The sequence below is a fragment of the Massilia sp. TWP1-3-3 genome (genome assembly GCF_049897805.1).
Taxonomy (GTDB): Bacteria; Pseudomonadota; Gammaproteobacteria; order Burkholderiales; family Burkholderiaceae_D; genus Telluria_A.
The window spans coordinates 1-21946 of sequence record NZ_JAFCWX010000022.1 but is presented as its reverse complement, the minus strand read 5'-3'; the positions used below and the strand labels follow the sequence as shown (position 1 = coordinate 21946).

The window sequence follows — 21946 nt, the reverse complement described above, 5'->3', positions numbered from 1 at the left end:
CGGCTACGGTCAAGCCGATCTGGAGAACGCCGCCACGCAGTAGTCGGTCATGGCGTTGAGCACACCGGGGTCTTCGCCGACCGCGCCGGCCACGCACAGCGCGAGCTGCGGATGGTCGCTCTGCAGTTGCTCGACCATCAGCGGCAGGTCGCGCAGCAGATGCCCGCCCTGCCCCAGGAACACCGGTACGATGGTGATGTCGGTCACGCCGCCGGCGATCAGCTCGGCCACATGGGCGGGCAGGCGCGGCTCCATCAATTCCAGGAACGCCAGCGACACCGGTACCTGCGGCATGCGTTCCTGGGTCAGCGCGGCCAGCCGCTCGAACGGCGCGGCCCACGACGCGGCGCGCGCGCCATGGGCAAACAGGATCAGGGAACGGGTCATCAATGCCTTTCAACGCGCCACAGCGCGACTAATGCGAGTGCCAGGAACACCAGGCTGGGCGCGATTGCCGTCAGCGGCGCCGGCATGGAACTAAGTACGCCCAGGCTTGCGGACAAACTATTGACCAGCATGTAGCCGACACCGAGCATGATACCCGCAAAAATCTTGATGCTGATCCCGCCGCTGCGCGTTTGCAGGTAGGCGAACGGCAGCGCGAGCGCCATCAGGACGAAAATGGCAAGCGGATCGAAGAGCTTTTTCCAGAAGGCGATCTGGAAGCGCTCGCTCTCCTGCTTGTTCTCGCTCAGGTGGCGCGCATAGACGGCCAGCTCATTGGCCGACATGCGGTCCGGGTCGGAGGCCGAGACCGATATGATCTTGGGCGTCACTTCGGAAACGAGGTCCATCCCCGGCAGCTTGCGCGTGACGACCCGGCTGCTGTCCTGGCCGTAGTTGGACAAGCCCTGCTGCCCTGCGGCCGTCGCCGATGCGGCGTCCGGCGCGGTGTTTGAAAACACGGTCTGCGTGACCTCTTCCAGGCGCCAGGTGTTGTTGCCCTTGTAGCTGCCGCGCGCGGCGGTGATCAGCGATCGCATGCGAAAGTTGGTGTCGAATTCATAGAGCCGCACGTCGATCAGCTGGCCGTCATTGCGAAACTGGCGCACGTTAAAAAAACGCGAACCCGTCACGGCGCCGGTGATGCCCTCGCTGCGCACCACGTCCTTGGTCCACATGCCGCTGACGAAGCCCTGGGTGACGGTGGCGCCGCGCGCGGACAGGCGCATGCGTTCGGCCACCGGTGCGGTGCGCGGCGCGATCAGTTCGCCGAATATAAAGGTGATCAGCACCAGCACGATACCGATCTTGAACAGCATCCAGGCGGCCTGCCGGGTTGACATGCCCGACGCGCGCATGATCGTAAATTCGGAACTGGCGGCAAACTGCGCCATCGTATAAATGGTGCCCAGCAGCGCGGCGATCGGCATCACGACATACACGTGATACGGCAAGCGCAGCAGCACGAACAGCAGCGCGTGCTGCAGCCGGTAGCCGTTGTTGCCAATCACAGGCAACTGCCCGGTCAGGTCGAAGAACGCGTTCAACGCCAGGAAAGCGACCAGCACGAAGGCAACCGCCTGGGCGATCGAGACGGCGAAATAACGCTGCAGGATTTTCATGCCGCACTCGCCTTGCAGCGCGGCGCGTGCCGGCGCCGCTTGAGCGCCGCCCACAGCACCTTGGGATGGAGGCGGTGATTCACATTCAGGCGCCAGGCGAACATTCCCACCACCCACAGCGCTACGAGCAGGTGCAGCGGCCACCAGGCCGTGGCAAATTGCAGCTTGCCGCGGGCAACGGCCGACTCGGTCATCTTGGCCAGGTTAATGTAGGTGAAAAAAATCAGCAGCGCCACGATCATATTGGCCGCGTTACCGGCACGCGGATTGACGAAGCCGAGCGGAATGGCCAGCAAGATCAGCAGCAGGCAGGTCAGCGGCTCGGCGATGCGATACAGCAGTTCGGCGCGATTTTCCGGACTCGGCGCCGCTACCAGCGCCATGGTCGACATCGCGTCGGGCGGCAAGGCGCCGCCGGTCACGGGCATCTTGGTGGCCACGCGCATGCTGTAGCGTTCAAACTCCATCGACTGGAAATCGGCCTGCCCTGGCGTGCCCTGATAGCGTCGGCCGTTCTTGAGAACCAGGAATTGCCCGCCCTTGCCGTCCGCCTCGATCACGCCTTCCTTGGCGACGACGACGGTATTGATCTTGTCCTCGACGGTATTGACAAACACGTTTTGCACCACGGTCGATTCGCCCGAGACGCCTTCGACGAAAAACACGCGGTTGCTGGAGGACGATTCGCGAAACTGGCCGGGCGAGACTTTTTTCAAGTCTTCGCGTGTTTCGAAGCGCTGGACGAACTCCGTGCTTTTCATCTTGGCCCAGGGACCGGCGTAAAGACTGACGACGGCGGTGAGCAGCACCAGCGGCAGGCCGAAGGTCATGACGGGCCGGACCCAGCGCACCAGCGACAGGCCCGAGGCGAACCACACAACCATCTCGGAATCGCGATAGCTGCGCGTGACGACGGCCAGAACGGAAATAAAGCTGGTGAGAGTCAGGACAGTTGGCAGATAATTCAGCATTGCGAAGAAGATCAACGCGACCACGTCGCCTGTGGCGACCTTGCCACCGGCGGCCTTGCCAAGAATGGCGATCAGGGTCCAGGTAACGAGGATCGAAAACAGTACGGTGAAGGTAGCTCCGGCCGAAGCGGCCAGTTCACGTTGCAAGGCGCGTTGAAAAATCATTCGAAGTTGGACATCATAGTTTAGGCAGTGCGCGTCAAATACGCGAAAAACACGACATGGAGATTCAAATGGACTTTAGCATAAAAGCATTCGATACAAAAAACACCATCGCGTCGGCCAAAACAGGCTGTATCGCGGTTGCGGTATTCGAAAACAAAAAACTGTCGCCGGCAGCGAAAGAGCTCGATCACGGCGGAGAAATCAGCGCCGCGCTCAAGTCCGGCGACATCACCGGCAAGCCAGGCACCACCTTGACGCTGCGCGGCCTGGCTGGCGTGGGCGCCGCCCGCGTGCTGCTCGTCGGCCTTGGCAATGAGGAGTCGGTCAGCGAGAAAAGCTTTACCACTGCGGTGACCGCCACGCTCAAGGTGTTCTCCACACTGGGCGCGACGGACGCCATTATCGCACTACCGATGGCCGATGTGAAAGGGCGCGACGCCGCCTGGGCGATTCGCACCGTGCTCTGCTGCGCGCACGAGGCTGCCTTTCGCACCGACGGCCAGAAGAGCAAGAAGGATCCGGCGCCTGCGGGCGTGAAAAAAGTCACGCTGGCGCTCGATGCAACGGCCCAGGCCAAAAATGCGCTGGCGCAGGCGCAAGCGATCGCCAACGGCATGGACCTGACCAAGGAACTGGGCAACCTGTCGGCCAATGTGTGCACCCCGACCTACCTGGCCAACACGGCCAAAAAGCTGGCCAAGGAATACAAGTTCGACGTCGAGATCCTCGACCGCAAGCAGCTTGAAGCGCTCAAGATGGGCAGCTTCCTGTCGGTCACCAACGGCAGCGACGAGCCGCCGAAATTCATCGTGCTCAAGCACATGGGCGGCAAGTCGAAGGACGCGCCGGTGGTCCTGGTCGGCAAAGGCATCACCTTCGACAGCGGCGGCATTTCGATCAAGGCCGGCGCCGGCATGGACGAGATGAAGTACGACATGGGCGGCGCCGCCTCGGTGCTGGGCACCTTCCGCGCGCTGGGCGAAATGAACCTCAAGCTCAACGTCATTGGCGTCATCGCCAGCTGCGAGAACATGCCGTCGGGGCGCGCCACCAAGCCGGGCGACATCGTCACGTCGATGAATGGCCTGACGATCGAAGTGTTGAACACCGACGCCGAAGGGCGCCTGGTACTGTGCGATGCGCTCACCTACGTCGAGCGCTTCAATCCGGCAGCGGTGGTGGACATCGCCACGCTGACGGGCGCCTGCATCGTCGCACTGGGCAACCATAATTCGGGCCTGTTCACCCGCAGCGACGAGGCGCACGAAAAGCTGGCGGCCGAACTGCTCGCCGCCGGCAAGCAGACCAGCGACACCGCATGGCGCCTGCCGATCGAGGAAGCCTACAACGAGCAGCTCAAGTCGAATTTTGCCGACCTGGCCAACATCGGCACCCCTGGTGGCGCGAGCGTGACGGCGGCGTGCTTCCTGGAGAATTTCACGCGCAAGTACACCTGGGCGCATTTGGATATCGCAGGTACGGCGTGGAAGTCGGGCGGGTCCAAGGGCGCGACCGGGCGTCCGGTGCCGCTGCTGACGCAGTTCTTGATCAACCGCGTGTAAGCAGCGGTGGTTGAAGACAAAAAGCGGCCCGTGCGGCCGCTTTTTTGTGCTCAAGAATACGACGGCGCTGCCACTCGTGTGAACGCGCCGCAGTCAGGAGCGTAGGTCGGATAAGCGCCAGCGCAATCCGACATGCGTCAACGCGACGCATGTCGGATTGCGCTGGCGCTTATCCGACCTACCGCTTGATCCCGAAGGACGAACGGCCAAAGCCATGCAGTGCCGCCTTCGCGAGGACGATATGGCAACAGGCGTACTTTCCGACGCTCTCAATACACAGGGTTACCCGGATTGCCCTGCTGCGTCCCGGGGGCCGCTGCCGCCGGCCTGCTCGCCTTCATCAGCACCGTGAGCGTCTCGGGGTAATCAAACCCCGCTCCGGTTTTTTTATCGAGCAGATACCCCAGGCCGGCCGTTGCCACATTGCCGATCATGGCGCTCGCATTGGGCCTTGACGCAAAGCGCTCCTGCCCCACGCTCTCGGTACCCCTGCGACAGTCCACGAACAGATTGCCCGCGCTGCGCCTGACCGATACGCGACCGGGCGCCGTGACGAACCAGCGCCCCGCGTCATTGGTGATCACGCAGCCCACGCCCGTGATTTCACGGTTGTCGAAGATGGTATGAATTTCAAGCCGCTGCATGGGCGACTCGCTGATCGTCGCGCAGCCCGCCAGCGCAGCGGCCAGCGCCAGCGCGCCCCAGTGTCTTGTGAATGCCATGCCATCCTCCTTTAGCGTTGAGTGCTGCAGCGCCTACTGTAGCGGAATTGGCTGGTTCGCGGGTACCGGCACGGCCGTCACGCTGTTTTTCGGGCTGCCCTCGATCAGCTTGTCGGAGTAAACCAGGTAGACCAGCGTATTGCGCTTCGGGTCCACCATGCGCACGACGCGCGTGTGCTTGAAAAAAATCGACGCGCGCTCGCTGAACACTTCTTCGGTGCGCGCGACCTTGCCGTTGAAACTGAGCGCGCCCACCTGGCGGCAGGCGACGGACGAATCGGACTTGTCTTCGGCCAGGCCGATGGCGCCCTTGATGCCGCCGGTCTTGGCGCGCGACAGGTAGCAGCTCACGCCGCCCACCTTGGGGTCGTCAAACACTTCGACCACGATCTTGTGATCGGGCCCGATCAGCTTGAACACGGTGTCGACCGAACCGATGGTCTCGGCATTGGCAAACTGGAAGGCGGCAGACAAGACGACGCCGATGGCCACATGGCTTATGCGCATAAAAAATCCTGGAGGTTGCGGCCGCATCATGGGCCTGGCATTACGGTACCGGCGTGAAGCGCTGCACGAGCGTGCCGTCGACTTCCACCAGCTGGAAAAACACGTCTCGCGGCCGGGTCCAGAAGGACCCGTCGGGAGCCGTGTAGACAATCATTTCGGACAGGTCCGATTCAAGCGTGGCCACGCATACCAGCTGGTACAGGCCACCCTTGTAGTGCCGAAACTGCATCAGCTTTCGGACTTGTCTTCGGCCATGGCCTTCTGCTTTTTCTTCAGGCCCTGGATCACCTTGAGCACGCCTTCAATACCGGCGGTGTCGTCCAGGTCGCTGAAAGCGTCGAGCACTTCGTTGAGCACGCGGTTACGCACGGCGCTCTCGTCGGACGTGGCGGGCGCGGCGGCGCGCACGCTCTCTGGGCTGACCTCTTTCGCGGCAAGCTTGGGCGCTGCATACTTCGTCGTCGCTGCGGCAGTTTTGCCATGCGCTAACGCTGCCTGCCAGATTACCCAGCGGCGCTGCGTCTCGAATACGAGGTATTCCTCGGGTTTGTCTTCGCGGCGGCGTACGATGTGACCATCACGCTGGGCCCATGCTTCAAATGCATTGCGCATTTCGATCCTTTACAAATGCTGTGTTCGCATTTTTATCACTAATTGAAACACGTAGTTTCGAATTAGAACCACCTGTCTGGCTGCCTTGGAAGCACAGCTTTTCAGGACTAGTAGTGCCTGATTCTACGGAAAACATTCAAGCGCGGTCGGTGCACAAGCTTACCGCCAAAACTTATATTACGCTCTCCGTTATAAGAATGCAATTTTTAATTCCCGTCGAGTAACAATAGTACGAAACCCGCGTAAAGTATTACTGTTGTTACACTTTGCAACACTTATAGGCTGTTCTGCAGAAAAAAGCAATAGTGTCGTGAAATTAACATAGCATAACTTGCCAAGAATCTTACTTCGACATTAGCACAAGTTGCCTTGGATCATTATAAAACAGAATAAATTCGGTGGTCGCGCGATCTTGTACGAAATTGCGGCTGGGTTGATACTGCGCGTACCTGCAACATTTATACAACACTACAACATGAAAATCGCTACCTGGAACGTCAACTCCCTGAAAGTCCGCCTGCCGCACTTGCTCACGTGGCTAGCTGAAAACCCGGTCGACGTGCTCTGCTTACAAGAGACAAAATTAACAGACGATAAGTTCCCCATCGCACAAATTAATGAAGCCGGTTACCAGGTCGCGTTCAGCGGCCAGAAAACGTATAACGGGGTAGCGATCCTGTCGAAGCATCCGATCAGCGACGTGGTCAAGAACAATCCCCGCTATCCGGACGCGCAGCAGCGCATCCTTGCCGCCACGATAGCGGGCAGCCGTTTCATTTGCGCTTACGTGCCCAACGGGCAGTCGGTCGACTCCGACAAATACGGCTACAAGCTGGCATGGCTTGCCGCGCTGCGCGACTGGCTGGCCGACGAGATGGCAGCGCACGCGGGCGCTGGCCTAGCCATTTTGGGGGACTACAACATCGCCCCGGCGGACCAGGACGTGCATGACCCGGCGGCGTGGGCCGGACAGGTGCTGTGTTCGGACAAGGAGCGCGCCGCCTTGACTGCGCTGACCGACCTGGGTTTGACCGATGCGTTTCGCATGTTCCAGCAGCAGGACAAGTCGTTCAGCTGGTGGGATTACCGGATGCTGGGTTACCAGAAGAACAAGGGGCTGCGGATTGACCATATCCTGCTGTCGGCGGTGCTTGCCGAGCGTTGCGTGGCCTGCGCAATTGACCGCGCGCCGCGCAAGTGGGAGCAGCCGTCGGATCATGCGCCGGTGATTGCCACGCTGGCGTAGCCCTTGTGCCGGGCGAAACAGCAAATGCGCGCGCTACCGTAAGCCGTCGGCGGCGCCTGGCGCAATGCACGCTGCGCGTTTTTGCGCCCTACGTGTTCTTCAGAACCTCGGCGGCCTCGCGCGCCTCCAGCGGCTGCGCAAACAGGTAGCCCTGCGCGTACTGGCAGCCGTTCTGCTGCAGCAGCGCGTACTGCGCTTCGGTCTCCACGCCCTCGGCCACGACCGACAGCTGCAGGCTGTTCGACAGCGCCATGATGGCCGCCACAATGGCGCGGTCCTCGGTGCTTTGTTCGAGGTCCTTGATAAAGGCGCGGTCGATCTTGATCTTCTTGACCGGGAAGCGCTTCAGGTAGGCCAGGCTCGAATAACCGGTGCCGAAATCGTCGATCGACAGGCGGATTCCCATGTCGTTGATCTGCCCGAGAATTTCGAGCGTCTGTTCGCCGTGCTGCATCAGCGCCGTTTCGGTAATCTCGAATTCGAGCAGCGCCGGATCGATCCCGGTTTCGTCGAGCACGCACTGGATCGACTCGATCAGCCCGCGGTGCATGAACTGGCGCGGCGACAGATTCACCGTCAGCGGTACCGGTTTGAGTCCCTGGCGCTGCCAGGCCATGCTTTGGGCGCAGGCGCTGCGCATCACCCATTCGCCGATCGGCACGATCAGGCCGTTCTCTTCGATGATCGGGATGAAGTGGTCCGGCAAAATCAAGCCATCGTGCGGCCGGCGCCAGCGCAGCAGCACTTCCATCGCGTGCAGGCGGCGCGTGGCGGTGTCGATGATCGGCTGGTAAAACAGTTCGAACTCGTCCTTGGCCATGGCGCCGCGCAGGCTGCTCTCAAGTTCAAAATGCTGGGCTGCGGCCTGGTTCATGCGCTGCATGAAGAATTGGTAGTTGTTGCGCCCGTTCGCCTTGGCGTGGTACATGGCCGCGTCGGCGTGGCGCATTAGCGTTTCGACGTCGGCGCCGTCGTCCGGATACATGCTGATGCCGATCGACGGCGTAATGTGCAGCATGCGTCCTTCGAACGGGAACGGCAAAGCCAGCGCTTCAATGATCTTTTCGGCCACGTGGCTGCATTCTTCCGGCTCGCGGATGCCCGGCACCAGCACCACGAATTCGTCCCCGCCCAGACGCGCCACAGTGTCGCTGGCGCGCACGGCGCGGCACAGGCGGCTGGCCACTTCCTTGAGCAGGTAGTCGCCGGTCAGGTGGCCGAGGGAATCATTGATGGTTTTAAAACGGTCGAGATCGATGAACATGACGGCCAGCTTGCGCTCGGAGCGCTGCACGGCCAGCATGGCGCGGTCGAGCCGGTCCGACAGCAGCGCGCGGTTGGGCAGGCCGGTCAGGCTGTCGTGGTAAGCCATGTGGTGCACGCGCGCCTCGGCCTGGCGCCGCTCGACGATCTCGGCCTGCAGCAGCGCGTTGGCGCCGGCCAGCTCGGCGGTGCGCTCAAGCACCCGCACTTCGAGTTCGTCGCGCGCGCGCCGGATCGCTTCGGCCGCCTCGCGGCGCGCCGTCACATCATCGACCAGCCACACCGAGCGGCCGGTAACACGTTCCAGTTCGAACGGACGGCCCGACAGGCGCGCCCAGAACAAGGTGCCGTCCTTGCGCACCAGCTGGAACTCGGACATGCTCACGCGCCCGGCCCGAAAGTCGCGCGCCGTCTCAAGGCGCGCCTGCTCCCAGCTGGTCTTGTCGGGATACAGCGACTGCACCGACAGGCCATTGATTTCGCCCGTCGAGTAGCCAAACAATTCTTCCATCTTGGCGTTGCAGCGCAGATTAAAACCGTGTTCCACCACGGCGATGCCGAGCACCGCGCTGTCGAGGATGGCCTGGTTTTCCAGCAGCGCGTTGCGCAGCGACTCCTCGGCGCGCTTGGCGTCGGTGCGGTCTTCGATGATCCAGATCGTGCCCTGGCTCGGGTCTTCCGGGTTCACCACATAGCCGATCAGCTGGCACCACATCACCGAACCATCCTTGCGGGCCATCCAGACGTCGGTCTGGAACGGCTTGGCGACCGACAGCAGCGGCCCCGCTTCAGCGCCAACGGCAGCATAGACGTCGTCGCTGGGATAGAGCGCGCGGCCCGGCAGGCCGAGGCCTTCGTCATCATGGTAGCCGAACATCTCGGCAAAGCCGCGGTTGTAGCGCTTGATCACGCGGTTCTTGGTGTACAGGATGCTCATTGACGCATTCGTCATCAGGGCCTGCACCTCGATGAGCGTCTGGCGCGCTTCGGTGACGTCTTCCAGAATCCAGATCGTACCCTCTTCGCTGCGGTCGGTGTCGACCGCCTTGGCGCGCACCCGGCACCAGAACAATTCGCCGTTCTTTTTCCTGAACTGGTACTCCGCTTTCTCGAACGGCAAGCCGTTGCCCAGCAAGGGTCCGGCGTCGCGCCCGAACTGCTGGTACAGCTCTTCGGACGGGAACACCTCGAGCGCGCGGCGCCCGGTCATCTGGTCGATGGTGGAGCCGAACATCTCGGCAAAGCGCGGGTTACACGACAACATCACGCCGCCCCTGCTGAACAGGATGCCGACCGACGCATTGTCGAGAATCGCCTTTTGTTCGAGCAGGATTTTCTTGGTTGCTTCCTCGGCCGCCTTTTGCGCGCTGCGGTCGTCCAGGATCCAGATCGTGTCCTGGCGCTCGCGCCCGGCATTGATGACGTAGACGTAGGCATGGGCCCAGAAAGTGAGGCCGTCCTGGCGCCGCATCAAGCCGTCGGCCTGGTACGGGCGGCCGGAGCGCAGCAGTGGACCGGCGTCTTCCAGCATCGCGTCGTAGCTCTGCGCGCACGCATACAATTCGCTCGCAGTGCGTCCTACCCCGTCGTCGCCCGCAAAGCCAAAGAATTGGGCGAACTGGCTGTTGTAGCGCAGGATGGTGCCATCGCGCTGGAAGGCAATCGCTAACGGCGCGTTGTCCATGATGGCCTGCATCTCGAGCAGCGCGCGGCGCAGCTTGTCCTCATTATGGTGCGGCTCGTCGATATCCTCGACGATCCAGATCGTTCCGTGCGCGCTATTGTGCGGGTCGACGGCGCGCCCGTAAATACGGCACCACAGCAAGCGGCCATCCTTGCGCCGCAATTCCATTTCACGCGTAAAGGCGGCGCCCGACGAAAGCGCGGGGCCGGCCTCGACGCCCATCTCTTCGTAGCATTGCACCGAAGGGAAGATGCACACGCTGCTCATGCCAATCAGTTCGTGCTCGGCATAGCCCAACATTTCCGCGGCGCGGATGTTGCATTCCTCGATGGTCCGTCTTTTACTGAGGAGGATGCCCACGGCCGCATTTTCGAAGAGCGCTTTCTGTTCGAGCAGTGTGGTGCGCAGTTCGGCAGCGTCACCTTCAAAACGGCGGATATCGGTAAAGACAAAGGTGGCGCCTTGGCCGTTTGCCAGCGGCTTGGCCGTGATCTGCACTGCCACTTCGGCGCCGTTTGCACGCAGCGCGCTTTGCCAACGACAGGCGCTGGTCTGGGCGCTGTGCGCGTGCGCGGCGCCCTCCGCAAGCGCGCCTGCGGCGAACAGGTCGACCAGGCGAACACCATCTACCGCCGCGCCAAGCAGGTCGCGTAGTTCGGCATTGGACGCAAACACGGTGCCCGCAGCGTCGCAGGCGCATGCGGGAGACGCGATCAGCTGTAATGCGTCGACGATGAAATCGTGGTTGGTAAGTGCGCGGTCCATGCAGGAAAACCGCCTGATGAGCGGGAGCCAAGGGAGCTGTGATCATAAACCACAATTGCACCCAAGTTACAAAACTGGCCGAAAAACAAGCGCCCGGAGCGCTCTGGGAGAGTGCTTCCGGGCATTCTTACCACACGGGGCGCGTGGGAATTGGAGACAATTGGAGAAGCATTAGCAAAATGTGCTGGCGAAAAGACAACTACCGGCCCGTCCGGGCACAGTGGAAAAGCCAATGCACGCTGCCTTCTACCACGAGAGGACGGCAAGGCAAGCGAGGAAGGCATCCTTCCCCACCCTTCAGCGTGAATTAAAACGCGTCGCCCGGCACGCGTACCCAGCCTTCCATCAGCACGCGCGCGCTGCGGCTCATGATCGCTTTCTTGACCTTCCACTCGCCGTCGACCAGGTGCGCTTCGGCGCCCACGCGCAGCGTGCCGGACGGGTGGCCAAAGCGCACCGCCGTGCGCGCAAGGCCACCAGCGGCGAGATTGACCAGCGTGCCGGGAATGGCCACCGCCGTGCCGATCGCCACCGCGGCCGTGCCCATCATCGCGTGATGCAGCTTGCCCATCGACAGGGCGCGCACCTGCAGGTCGATGTCCCCGGCCGCGATCTGCTTGCCGCTAGACGAGACATAGTCGCTCGGCCCCGACACGAACGCCACCTTCGGCGTGTGCTGGAACCTGGACGCTTCGGCAATGTGCTTGATGAGGCCCATGCGCACCGCGCCATGCGCGCGGATGGTTTCGAAACGCGCAAGCGCCGCGGCGTCGCCGTTGATCGCTTCCTGCAGCTCGGTGCCGCTGTACCCGATCTCTTTCGCATTGAGAAAAATGGTCGGGATGCCGGCATTGATCATAGTCGCCTTGAAAGTTCCCACGCCCGGCACTTCCAGATCGTCGACCAGATGCCCGGTCGGGAACATCGAGCCGCCCGCGCCCTCTTCGTCGGCGGCCGGATCAAGGAACTCGAGCTGCACTTCGGCCGCCGCGAACGTCACGCCGTCAAGCGCAAAGTCGCCCGTTTCCTGCACCGCGCCGCCGCTGACCGGCACGTGCGCGATGATGGTCTTGCCGATGTTGGCCTGCCAGACGCGCACCGTGCACACGCCGTCTGCGGGCACCCGCGCCGAATCGAGCATGCCGGCACTGATGGCGAACGATCCCACCGCCGCCGACAGGTTGCCGCAGTTGCCGCTCCAGTCGACAAACGCCTTGTCGATGGCGACCTGGCCGAACAGATAATCGACGTCATGCCCTTCGCGGCTGCTGGGCGAGACAATCACGGCCTTGCTGGTGGACGAGGTGGCGCCGCCCATGCCGTCGATCTGCTTGCCGTACGGGTCGGGGCTGCCGATCACGCGCAGCAGCAGCGCGTCGCGCGCAGGGCCCGGATACTGGCACGTTTGCGGCAGGTCCTGCAGGCGAAAGAACACGCCCTTGCTGGTGCCGCCACGCATATAGGTGGCGGCGATTTTGGTCTGGGGTACGCTGGACATCTAGGCCGCCTTGGTCGATTCGAGGAAATCCTGGGCAAAGCGCTGCAGCACACCGCCCGCTTCGTAGATCGCCACTTCTTCGGCCGTGTCGAGCCGGCAGATGACCGGTACCATGAGCTGCTCGCCGCCTTTGCGCTTGATCACCAGCGTGAGCGTCGAACGCGGGGTGCGCTCGCCGATCACGTCATACGTCTCGCTGCCGTCGATCGCCAGCGTATTGCGGTCCACGCCGGGTTTGAATTCCAGCGGCAGCACGCCCATGCCCACCAGGTTGGTGCGGTGGATGCGCTCGAAGCCTTCGGCGACGATCGCTTCCACGCCGGCCAGGCGCACGCCCTTGGCGGCCCAGTCGCGCGAGGAACCCTGGCCATAGTCGGCCCCGGCGATGATGATCAGGGGCTGCTTGCGCTCCATGTAGGTTTCAATCGCTTCCCACATGCGCGTGACCGTGCCTTCGGGCTCGATGCGGGCCAGCGAGCCGGCCTTGACCTTGCCGTCGACCTGCACCATTTCGTTCTTGAGCGTGGGATTGGCAAAGGTTGCGCGCTGCGCCGTCAAATGGTCGCCCCGGTGGGTGGCGTAGGAATTGAAGTCTTCTTCCGGCAGTCCCATTTTGGCCAGGTATTCGCCCGCTGCGCTGTCAAGCATAATCGCGTTCGATGGCGACAGGTGGTCGGTGGTGATGTTGTCGCCCAAAACTGCGAGCGGACGCATGCCCTTCAGTGCACGCTCGCCGGCCAGCGCGCCTTCCCAGTAAGGCGGACGGCGGATGTAGGTGGTCTGCGCGCGCCACTCGTACAGGGGGCTGACCTTCAGGCCATCGTCGGCCTGTTTGGCGAACATCGGGATGTAGACCTTGCGGAACTGCTCCGGCTTGACGCTCGAAGCGACGATGGCGTCGATCTCTTCGTCCAGCGGCCAGATGTCTTTGAGCGTGACGGGCTTGCCCTGGGCGTCCAGACCGAGGATATCTTTTTCGATGTCGAAGCGGATGGTGCCGGCAATCGCATAGGCGACCACGAGCGGCGGCGACGCCAGGAAGGCCTGGTTCGCATACGGGTGGATGCGCCCGTCAAAATTGCGGTTGCCCGACAGGACCGCGGTCGCATACAGTTTGCGATCAATGATCTCTTGCTGGATCACCGGGTCAAGCGCGCCGGACATGCCGTTGCACGAAGTGCAGGCATACGCCACCACGCCAAAGCCGAGCTGCTCGAGTTCCGGCATCAAGCCTGCTTCTTCCAGGTACAGCGTGACGGTCTTGGAGCCTGGCGCGAGCGAGGTCTTGACCCACGGTTTGCGCGTCAAGCCAAGGCGGTTGGCGTTGCGCGCGATCAGGCCAGCGGCGATCATGTTGCGCGGGTTGTTGGTGTTGGTGCAGCTGGTGATGGCGGCGATGATCACGGCGCCGTCGGGCATCAGCCCAGGTTCGTTCTCGACCACGCCGCTAATGCCGCGCGCTGCCAGTTCGGAGGTCGGCACGCGGTTGTGCGGGTTGGACGGGCCGGCGATATTGCGCACCACCGACGACAGGTCGAACGTCAGCACGCGCTCGTATTGCGCCGTTTTCAGGCTGTCGGCCCACAGGCCGGTATGGCGCGCATACAGTTCCACCAGCAAGACCTGCTCGTCGTCGCGTCCGGTCAGCTTGAGGTACTTGATGGTCTGTTCGTCGATGTAGAACATGGCTGCGGTCGAACCATATTCGGGCGCCATGTTCGAGATCGTTGCGCGGTCGCCCAGCGTCAGGTGCGACGCGCCTTCGCCATAAAACTCCAGGTACGACGAGACCACCTTCGCCTTGCGCAAAAATTCGGTCAGCGCCAGCACGGTGTCGGTGGCGGTAATGCCAGGCTGCGGTTTGCCGGTCAGTTCCACGCCGATGATGTCGGGCAGGCGCATCCACGACGCGCGGCCCAGCATCACGCTTTCCGCTTCCAGGCCGCCCACGCCGATGGCGATCACGCCGAGCGCGTCCACCATGGGGGTGTGCGAGTCGGTGCCGACCAGCGTATCGGGAAAGGCCACGCCGTCGAGCACCTGGATCACGGGCGACATGCGCTCAAGGTTAATCTGGTGCAGGATGCCGTTACCGGGCGGGATCACGTCGACGTTCTTGAACGCCTTCTTGGTCCAGTTGATGAAGTCGAAGCGATCTTCGTTGCGGCGGTCTTCAATGGCGCGGTTTTTTTCAAAAGCGTCAGGGTCGAAACCGCCGCACTCCACCGCCAGCGAATGGTCCACCACCAGTTGGGTCGGCACCACCGGGTTGACCAGCGCCGGGTCGCCGCCTTGCAGGGCGATGGCGTCGCGCAGGCCGGCCAGGTCGACCAGGGCGGTCTGGCCCAAAATGTCGTGGCACACCACGCGCGCAGGGAACCATGGAAAGTCCAGGTCGCGCCTGCGTTCAATGAACTGGGACAGCGATGCATTCAGGCTGGCCGGTTCGCACCGGCGCACCAGGTTTTCGGCCAGCACGCGCGAGGTGTAGGGCAGCTTGTCGTAGGCGCCCGGCTCGATCGCGTCGACTGCGGCGCGGGTGTCGAAATAATCGAGCTTGGTGCCCGGCAGGGACTTGCGAAATTGCGTATTCATGATGATTCCCAGTGGTCTACTTGCGGTCCGAAATCGGCACGAAGGTGAGGTCTTCAGGGCCGACATAGTTGGCGCTCGGGCGAATGATCTTGTTGTCGATGCGCTGCTCGATCACGTGCGCGGCCCAGCCGGAGGTGCGCGAGATCACGAACAAGGGCGTGAACATGGCAGTCGGCACACCCATCATGTGGTACGACACGGCCGAGAACCAGTCCAGGTTCGGGAACATCTTTTTAACGTCCCACATGACCGTTTCGAGGCGCTCGGCGATGTCGAACATTTTCATCGAGCCCGCCTGCGTGGACAATGACCGCGCCACTTCCTTGATGACCACGTTGCGCGGGTCCGACACGGTGTAGACCGGATGGCCGAAGCCGATCACGACTTCCTTGTTGGCCACGCGGCTGCGGATGTCCGCTTCGGCTTCGTCCGGGTTTTCGTAGCGTTCCTGGATTTCAAGCGCGACTTCGTTGGCGCCGCCGTGCTTTGGACCGCGCAGCGCACCGATGGCGCCGGTGATGGCCGAGTGGATGTCGGAACCGGTGCCGGCGACCACGCGCGCGGTGAAGGTGGAGGCGTTAAATTCGTGTTCCGCGTACAGGATCAGCGAGGTGTGCATCGCCTGCTCCCATTCCTTGGATGGTTTTTTGCCGTGCAGCAGATGCAGAAAGTGCGCGCCGATCGACTCGTCGTCCGTCTCGGTCTCGATCCGCTTGCCGTTATGGCTGAAGTGGTACCAGTACAGCAGCATGGAGCCGAACGACGCCATCAGGCGGTCGGCGATCATGCGGGCGCCGGGCACGTTGTGGTCATCTTTTTCAGGCAGCACGCAGCCCAGCACCGATACGCCGGTGCGCATCACATCCATCGGGTGGGCCGACGCCGGCAGCGCCTCGAGCGCCGACTTGACCGCCTGCGGCAGGCCGCGCATCGACTTCAGGTGCGCCTTGTAGCCCTTCAGTTCAGCCTTGGTCGGCAGTTTGCCGTGCACCAGCAGGTAGGCGATTTCTTCGAACTCGCTGTTGGTGGCGACGTCGAGAATGTCGTAGCCGCGGTAGTGCAGATCGTTGCCGGTTTTACCGACCGAGCACAGCGCGGTGTTGCCCGCGGTGACGCCGGAAAGGGCGACCGATTTTTTTGGCTTGAAGGGGGTTGCTTGTACATCGCTCATGCTGGAGTCTCCTGGAATAGTTGGTTTATTTTTTCTGGGCTGCGAACAGCGCGTCGAGCTTTTGCTCGAAATCGTGATAGTTGATGCGCTCGTACAGTTCCATGCGGGTCTGCATGGTGTCGACCACGTTCTTTTGCGTGCCGTCGCGGCGAATCGCGCCGTAGACGTTTTCGGCCGCCTTGTTCATGGCGCGAAAGGCCGACAGCGGGTACAGCACCAGGCCGACGTCGGCGCCTTTGAGTTCGTCCACCGTAAACAGCGGGGTCGCGCCGAACTCGGTGATGTTGGCCAGCACCGGCACCTTGACCGCTTTCGCAAACGTGGCGTACATGGCCAGGTCGGTGATCGCTTCCGGGAAGATCATGTCGGCGCCCGCTTCCACGCAGGCGATGGCGCGCTCCATGGCCGACTCCAGGCCTTCGACGGCCAGCGCATCGGTGCGCGCCATGATGACGAAACTGTCGTCGGTGCGCGCATCCACTGCCGCCTTGATGCGGTCGACCATCTCCTGCTTGCTGACGATTTCCTTGCCCGGACGGTGGCCGCAGCGCTTGGCGCCGACCTGGTCTTCGATGTGGATGGCGCCGGCGCCTGCCTTGATCATCGAGCGCACCGTGCGCGCCACGTTGAAGGCGGACGAGCCGAAGCCGGTGTCGACGTCCACCAGCAGCGGCAGGTCGCACACGTCGGTAATGCGGCGCACGTCGGTCAGCACGTCGTCCAGGTTGGAGATGCCCAGGTCCGGCAGGCCGAGCGAGCCGGCCGCCACGCCGCCGCCGGACAGGTAAATGGCCCGAAAACCGGCGCGCTTGGCCAGCAAGGCGTGGTTGGCGTTGATGGCGCCGACCACTTGTAAGGGCGACTCTTCTTGAACAGCTTTGCGAAATGCCGCGCCTGCGGAAACTTGGGCCATGATTGTCCTTTAGTGTTGCGTGGTCGATTGAACGAGATAGCACCTACACCGCAAAAGGCGTGCCACAGGTACGAGAACGGGGTGAGTCCTTGTGAATCAAGCACTTGGGTAGCTTGCGTTTCTCCACAAGCAAACAAATGAAACAAAATATTGCATTGCCAGTGGAACATTGAAACACAAATGAAACACCATTTGAAACATGGACTACAATAAGGATATGAGCTACCAGAACCGCCCTGCCCCCGATTCGCCCGACAAACCCGTCATCTGGACGGTATCGGTGTCCCGTCTGGCCGATCTGTTTCGCGACATCACGCTTGAATACGACCACCTGGCGACCATCGAGCCGGTGAACCTGGGCTTTGACGAGGCGGCGCGCGCGATCCGCGAACGGGTCGCCACCGAACGCTGCGACGTGGTGATCGCGGCAGGTTCAAACGCGGCCTATCTCAAGGGCCGCGTCTCGGTGCCGCTGGTGATCGCCAAGGCCAGCGGCTTTGATTTCATGCAGGCGCTGGCGCGCGCGCGGCGCGTGTCGGACCGCATCGGCGTCGTCACTTACCAGCAGCAACTGCCCGAACTGGCGGAGTTCGCCGCGACCTTTGGCGTGGCCATCGCCCAGCGCACCTACGTGACCGAGGAAGACGCGCGCGCCCAGATCAATGAACTGAAAGCTGCCGGCATCCAGGCCGTCGTGGGCGCGGGCCTGATCACCGATTTGGCCGAAGAAGCGGGACTGACCGGCGTTTTCGTCTACTCGGCCGCGTCGATCCGCCAGGCCTTTGACGATGCGCTGGAACTGGCGCGCCTGACGCACCTGGAATCGATTCGCGGGCGCCGCTCGGTGGTGGCCGACACGCTGCGCGCCAAGCACGGCCTGAACGACCTGCGCGGCGTGTCCGGCGCGATGGAGACGCTGCGCCAGGCCGTGGTGCTGTACGCGCGCTCGCCAGCGACGGTCTTGATTGCCGGCGAGACCGGCACCGGCAAGGAAATGGTGGCGCAAGCCATCCACCGCGAAAGCCCGCGCAGCCTGGGCCCCAACCGGCCTTTTGTGGCCGTCAACTGCGGAGCGATCGCCGAGTCGCTGCTGGAGTCCGAACTGTTCGGCCACGAAGAAGGCGCCTTTACCGGCGCGCGCCGGGGCGGCCACGCGGGCCTGTTTGAAGCGGCCAACCACGGCACGCTGTTCCTCGACGAAATCGGCGAAATGCCGCTGGCGCTGCAAACGCGCCTGCTGCGCGTGCTCGAAGAGCGCGAGGTGGTGCGCGTGGGCGGCACGCGGCCGATTGCTGTCAACGTGCGGGTGATCAGCGCCACCCACTGCGACCTGGAGGCGCGGGTGCGCGAAGGACGCTTTCGGGCCGACCTGTTTTACCGGCTGGCGGTGCTGCGACTGGCGCTGCCGCCGCTGCGCGAGCGCGCCGATGACATTGTCGTGCTGGCCGAATGGTCGCTCAAGACTGCGCTGGCGGCGCTCGGCGCGCGACCGCACCCCAACCTGCATGCCGAAATCACAGCCTGCGCCCCGCTGCTGGAGCGCTACAACTGGCCGGGCAATGTGCGCGAACTGCGCAACATGGCCGAGCGCCTGGCGCTCTACCTGGCGGCCGAGCCGCTACAGGCACTCACGCCCGCGTTCGTGCTCGGCGTGGCGCCGGAGCTTGGGCGCGGCGCGCCTGATGCGCAATTGCTTGCCGCGCCAAAGATCGAGAGCGAAACGGTGGAGCAAGTGCTGGCGCGTTTTGGCGGGCGGCGCGACGAGGCGGCGGCCTACCTGGGCATCAGCCGCACAACGCTGTGGCGCAAGCTGAAAAAGTGATACATTCTTGAGCAAGTCGACACAAAAAGTGACTAACGAAGTCTAGAATTATTCGTTCCCTCTCCCGCAGCGCAACCGTATGATCGCCCTTTTACCGCTGGCCGCAAAGCTCGCCGAAAAATTCGCAAGCGCGCGCGCCAGCTACCTGGAGGTCCCATGTCGCCCGCAACCGCACCTGCCCTGTTTTCCCTGATTGGCAATACGCCGCTGGTCGAAGTGACCCGCATCGATACCGGCCCCTGCCAATTGTTCCTCAAGCTTGAAAGCCAAAATCCCGGCGGCTCCATCAAGGACCGCATCGGGCGCGCCATGATCGAAGCGGCCGAAGCGGACGGCAGCCTACGACCGGGCGGCGTGGTGGTCGAGGCGACGGCCGGCAATACGGGCCTGGGACTGGCGCTGGTGGCGCGCCTCAAGGGCTACCGCGTGGTGCTGGTCGTGCCCGACAAAATGGCGGTCGAAAAAATCCTGCACCTGAAAGCGCTGGGCGCCGAGATCCACCTGACCCGCTCCGACGTCGGCAAGGGCCATCCCGAGTATTACCAGGACTATGCGGCGCGCCTGGCCCGCGAGATTCCCGGCGCCTGGTTTGCCGACCAGTTCAACAATCCTGCCAATCCGCGCGCGCATGAAACCGGCACCGGCCCGGAGCTGTGGTCGCAAACGGGCCAGCAGCTCGACGCCATTGTCGTCGGCGTGGGTTCGTCCGGCACGCTGACGGGGCTGTCACGCTTTTTCGAGCGCGTGCAGCCGGCGCTGCAATTCGTGCTGGCCGATCCCAAGGGCTCGATCCTGGCCGACTACATCAACACGGGCGTGCTGCGCACCGACGCCGGTTCGTGGGCGGTGGAAGGCATCGGCGAGGACTTCATTCCCGCCATCGCCGACCTGTCGCGCGTGACCAGCGCCTACACCATCAGCGACGAGGAAAGCTTTCACACGGCGCGCCTGCTGCTGCGCCAGGAAGGCATATTGGGCGGGTCGTCGAGCGGCACTTTGCTGGCCGCCGCGCTGCGCTACTGCCGCGCGCAGAGCACGCCAAAACGCGTCGTCACGTTCGTGTGCGACACCGGCACACGCTACCTCACCAAGGTCTACAGCGATGGCTGGATGGCCGACCAGGGGCTGCTTTTGCGTGAACAACTGGGCGACTTGCGCGACCTGATCGGGCGCCGCCATGACGACGGCGACATCGTCACCGTGGGGCCGGGCGACACCCTGCTCACCGCCTTTAACCGCATGCGCAGCAGCGACCTGGCACAACTGCCGGTCATGGACCAGGGGCGCCTGGCCGGCATCATCGACGAATCGGACCTGCTGCTGCATGTAACGAGCGAGCCGGCCGGGTTCCGAAGCCCAGTCAGCAGCACCATGACGGCGCAGCTGCAAACGCTGCGCCCGTCGGCCAGCGTGCAGGACCTGCGCACCATCCTCGAGCGCGGCCTGACGGCAGTCATTTGCGACGAGGCGCGCTTTTATGGCCTGATTACGCGTTTTGACCTTCTCAACCATTTGCGCAGGACTTTATCGTGACCGACTCCACCATCAAGAAGCACCTTTCCACGCGCGTGATCCACGGCGGCCAGTTTCCCGACCCGACAACGGGCGCGGTGATGCCGCCCATTTATGCGACGTCCACGTTTGTCCAGGAAAGCCCGGGCGTGCACAAGGGGCTCGACTACGGGCGCTCGCATAACCCCACGCGCTGGGCGCTGGAGCGCTGCGTGGCGGACCTGGAAAGCGGCGCGCAAGCATTCGCGTTTGCGTCGGGCCTGGCGGCGATAGCGACCGTGCTGGAACTGGCCGACAGCGGCTCGCACATCATCGCCGGCGACGACATGTATGGCGGGACGTACCGGCTGTTCGAGCGCATACGCAAGCGCAGCGCGGGGCATGAATTCACCTACGTTGATTTGACCGATCCGCAAGCGCTGCTGGCGGCATTGAGGCCAGAGACGCGCATGGTATGGATCGAAACGCCGACCAACCCGATGCTCAAGCTGGCCGACCTGGCAGCGATCGCCACCATCTGCCGCGCGCGCGGCGTCATCACCGTGTGCGACAACACCTTTGCCAGCCCGATCGTGCAGCGGCCGCTGGAGTTTGGCATCGACATCGTGGTGCACTCGACAACCAAGTACATGAACGGGCACTCCGACATCATCGGCGGCATTGCCGTGGTGGGCGGCGAGCCGCACCAGGGGGCTTGGCGCGAACAGCTGGGATTTTTGCAAAATTCGGTGGGCGCGATCCAGGGGCCGTTCGACAGCTTCTTGGTACTGCGCGGGATCAAGACGCTGGCCTTGCGCCTGGAGCGCCATTGCGCCAGTGCGCTGGACCTGGCGCAATGGCTGGAAAGCGAACCCAAGGTGGGCAAGGTGTTCTATCCCGGGCTAGCGTCGCACCCGCAGCATGCGCTGGCCAGGCGTCAGATGAATGGCTTTGGCGGGATCATTTCGATCCAGTTAAATACCGACCTGGCGGGCGCGCGCCGTTTTCTCGAGCGCTGCGACGTGTTCACGCTGGCCGAAAGTCTGGGCGGCGTGGAGAGTTTGATCGAGCATCCCGCCTTGATGACGCATGCGACGATTCCGCAGGCCCAGCGCGCGCTGCTCGGGATCAGCGACGGCTTGATCCGGCTGTCGGTGGGCGTCGAGCATGTCGAGGATTTGCGCGATGATTTGCGCGCTGCGCTGGCGGCCATTTGACGCTTCCAGGGCCGCTTATAGTGGAAGGCACGCGTTGCGCTTTTTCACCATACCCTACCTAGCCTGAATTTTGCATAAAAAAGGGCAAGAATGCCGTAAGTGATTGATAGAATGGGAGTTATCTAGAAACCTAAGCCATCAGCACGAACACACCTTGCCCGATATGAATTCTACTCC

General features: G+C 62.9%; 17 protein-coding genes. 5 read left to right on the top strand and 12 right to left on the bottom strand.

What is annotated here, in order from left to right:
- Positions 1–9 precede the first annotated feature (9 nt).
- From ACP7D4_RS19420 to lptF, 3 genes are read right to left on the bottom strand one after another with little or no spacing between them, the layout of a single operon-like run.
- Positions 10–387, bottom strand: coding sequence for a sirohydrochlorin chelatase (locus ACP7D4_RS19420; protein WP_426210809.1), 378 nt, complete (start codon positions 385–387; stop codon positions 10–12).
- Positions 387–1565 carry an LPS export ABC transporter permease LptG gene (gene lptG, locus ACP7D4_RS19415; protein WP_426210808.1) on the bottom strand — a complete coding sequence of 393 codons (1179 nt, stop codon included), beginning with the start codon at positions 1563–1565 and terminating at the stop codon, positions 387–389. Before lptG ends, ACP7D4_RS19420 begins: the two co-directional genes overlap by 1 nt.
- The gene (gene lptF / locus ACP7D4_RS19410; protein WP_426100794.1) at positions 1562–2701 is read right to left on the bottom strand and encodes an LPS export ABC transporter permease LptF; all 1140 of its coding nucleotides are present in this window, start codon (positions 2699–2701) and stop codon (positions 1562–1564) included. The genes lptG and lptF overlap by 4 nt, the downstream gene beginning before the upstream one ends.
- Positions 2702–2769: 68 nt before the next feature.
- Here lptF and ACP7D4_RS19405 point away from each other — a divergent pair, with 68 nt between their 5' ends.
- On the top strand, positions 2770–4263 hold the full coding sequence (locus ACP7D4_RS19405; RefSeq protein ID WP_426210807.1) for a leucyl aminopeptidase: 1494 nt from the start codon (positions 2770–2772) through the stop codon (positions 4261–4263).
- 269 nt (positions 4264–4532) lie between these two features.
- On the opposite strand, the gene ACP7D4_RS19400 is transcribed toward ACP7D4_RS19405, so the two are convergent.
- From ACP7D4_RS19400 to ACP7D4_RS19385, 4 genes are read right to left on the bottom strand one after another with little or no spacing between them, the layout of a single operon-like run.
- Complete coding sequence (locus ACP7D4_RS19400; RefSeq protein ID WP_426100790.1) at positions 4533–4985, bottom strand: hypothetical protein; 453 nt, start codon at positions 4983–4985, stop codon at positions 4533–4535.
- Between the two features lie 33 nt (positions 4986–5018).
- Complete coding sequence (locus tag ACP7D4_RS19395) at positions 5019–5492, bottom strand: CreA family protein (protein WP_426210805.1); 474 nt, start codon at positions 5490–5492, stop codon at positions 5019–5021.
- Between the two features lie 40 nt (positions 5493–5532).
- A complete protein-coding gene (locus ACP7D4_RS19390) occupies positions 5533–5721 on the bottom strand; it encodes a DUF1653 domain-containing protein (protein WP_426100786.1) in 189 nt (62 codons plus the stop codon).
- Positions 5721–6104 (bottom strand): hypothetical protein, encoded by a 384-nt coding sequence (locus ACP7D4_RS19385; RefSeq protein ID WP_426100784.1) that lies wholly within the window; start codon positions 6102–6104, stop codon positions 5721–5723. Before ACP7D4_RS19385 ends, ACP7D4_RS19390 begins: the two co-directional genes overlap by 1 nt.
- Before the next feature lie 475 nt (positions 6105–6579).
- On the opposite strand from ACP7D4_RS19385, the gene xth reads away from it, so the two are divergent.
- On the top strand, positions 6580–7350 hold the full coding sequence (gene xth / locus ACP7D4_RS19380) for an exodeoxyribonuclease III (protein WP_426210804.1): 771 nt from the start codon (positions 6580–6582) through the stop codon (positions 7348–7350).
- Positions 7351–7438: 88 nt separating this feature from the next.
- On the opposite strand, the gene ACP7D4_RS19375 is transcribed toward xth, so the two are convergent.
- The 5 genes from ACP7D4_RS19375 to prpB form a co-directional block, all read right to left on the bottom strand.
- Complete coding sequence (locus ACP7D4_RS19375; protein WP_426100780.1) at positions 7439–11062, bottom strand: EAL domain-containing protein; 3624 nt, start codon at positions 11060–11062, stop codon at positions 7439–7441.
- Between the two features lie 307 nt (positions 11063–11369).
- The gene (prpF, locus tag ACP7D4_RS19370; RefSeq protein ID WP_426210802.1) at positions 11370–12560 is read right to left on the bottom strand and encodes a 2-methylaconitate cis-trans isomerase PrpF; all 1191 of its coding nucleotides are present in this window, start codon (positions 12558–12560) and stop codon (positions 11370–11372) included.
- Complete coding sequence (acnD, locus tag ACP7D4_RS19365; RefSeq protein WP_426210800.1) at positions 12561–15155, bottom strand: Fe/S-dependent 2-methylisocitrate dehydratase AcnD; 2595 nt, start codon at positions 15153–15155, stop codon at positions 12561–12563.
- A gap of 16 nt (positions 15156–15171) precedes the next feature.
- Positions 15172–16326, bottom strand: coding sequence for a bifunctional 2-methylcitrate synthase/citrate synthase (prpC, locus tag ACP7D4_RS19360; protein ID WP_426100774.1), 1155 nt, complete (start codon positions 16324–16326; stop codon positions 15172–15174).
- Between the two features lie 25 nt (positions 16327–16351).
- Positions 16352–17239, bottom strand: coding sequence for a methylisocitrate lyase (prpB, locus tag ACP7D4_RS19355; protein ID WP_426210798.1), 888 nt, complete (start codon positions 17237–17239; stop codon positions 16352–16354).
- A 217-nt stretch (positions 17240–17456) separates the two neighbouring features.
- On the opposite strand from prpB, the gene prpR reads away from it, so the two are divergent.
- From prpR to ACP7D4_RS19340, 3 genes are all read left to right on the top strand, one after another.
- Positions 17457–19061, top strand: a complete 1605-nt coding sequence (gene prpR / locus ACP7D4_RS19350) for a propionate catabolism operon regulatory protein PrpR (protein WP_426210865.1) — start codon at positions 17457–17459, stop codon at positions 19059–19061.
- Between the two features lie 156 nt (positions 19062–19217).
- Entirely contained in the window at positions 19218–20594 is a 1377-nt protein-coding gene (locus ACP7D4_RS19345; protein WP_426210796.1) for a pyridoxal-phosphate dependent enzyme, read from the top strand.
- Positions 20591–21769: a trans-sulfuration enzyme family protein gene (locus ACP7D4_RS19340; RefSeq protein WP_426100768.1), complete on the top strand. Its 1179-nt coding sequence runs from the start codon at positions 20591–20593 to the stop codon at positions 21767–21769. The genes ACP7D4_RS19345 and ACP7D4_RS19340 overlap by 4 nt, the downstream gene beginning before the upstream one ends.
- The last annotated feature ends 177 nt before the right edge of the window (positions 21770–21946 follow it).

Bases quoted from the DNA above. Each gene is read 5' to 3' on its own strand.
- ACP7D4_RS19420 (WP_426210809.1), bottom strand. From the start codon at position 387: ATGACCCGTTCCCTGATCCTGTTTGCCCATGGCGCGCGCGCCGCGTCG.
- lptG (WP_426210808.1), bottom strand. From the start codon at position 1,565: ATGAAAATCCTGCAGCGTTATTTCGCCGTCTCGATCGCCCAGGCGGTT.
- lptF (WP_426100794.1), bottom strand. From the start codon at position 2,701: ATGATTTTTCAACGCGCCTTGCAACGTGAACTGGCCGCTTCGGCCGGA.
- ACP7D4_RS19405 (WP_426210807.1), top strand. From the start codon at position 2,770: ATGGACTTTAGCATAAAAGCATTCGATACAAAAAACACCATCGCGTCG.
- ACP7D4_RS19400 (WP_426100790.1), bottom strand. From the start codon at position 4,985: ATGGCATTCACAAGACACTGGGGCGCGCTGGCGCTGGCCGCTGCGCTG.
- ACP7D4_RS19395 (WP_426210805.1), bottom strand. From the start codon at position 5,492: ATGCGCATAAGCCATGTGGCCATCGGCGTCGTCTTGTCTGCCGCCTTC.
- ACP7D4_RS19390 (WP_426100786.1), bottom strand. From the start codon at position 5,721: ATGCAGTTTCGGCACTACAAGGGTGGCCTGTACCAGCTGGTATGCGTG.
- ACP7D4_RS19385 (WP_426100784.1), bottom strand. From the start codon at position 6,104: ATGCGCAATGCATTTGAAGCATGGGCCCAGCGTGATGGTCACATCGTA.
- xth (WP_426210804.1), top strand. From the start codon at position 6,580: ATGAAAATCGCTACCTGGAACGTCAACTCCCTGAAAGTCCGCCTGCCG.
- ACP7D4_RS19375 (WP_426100780.1), bottom strand. From the start codon at position 11,062: ATGGACCGCGCACTTACCAACCACGATTTCATCGTCGACGCATTACAG.
- prpF (WP_426210802.1), bottom strand. From the start codon at position 12,560: ATGTCCAGCGTACCCCAGACCAAAATCGCCGCCACCTATATGCGTGGC.
- acnD (WP_426210800.1), bottom strand. From the start codon at position 15,155: ATGAATACGCAATTTCGCAAGTCCCTGCCGGGCACCAAGCTCGATTAT.
- prpC (WP_426100774.1), bottom strand. From the start codon at position 16,326: ATGAGCGATGTACAAGCAACCCCCTTCAAGCCAAAAAAATCGGTCGCC.
- prpB (WP_426210798.1), bottom strand. From the start codon at position 17,239: ATGGCCCAAGTTTCCGCAGGCGCGGCATTTCGCAAAGCTGTTCAAGAA.
- prpR (WP_426210865.1), top strand. From the start codon at position 17,457: ATGAGCTACCAGAACCGCCCTGCCCCCGATTCGCCCGACAAACCCGTC.
- ACP7D4_RS19345 (WP_426210796.1), top strand. From the start codon at position 19,218: ATGTCGCCCGCAACCGCACCTGCCCTGTTTTCCCTGATTGGCAATACG.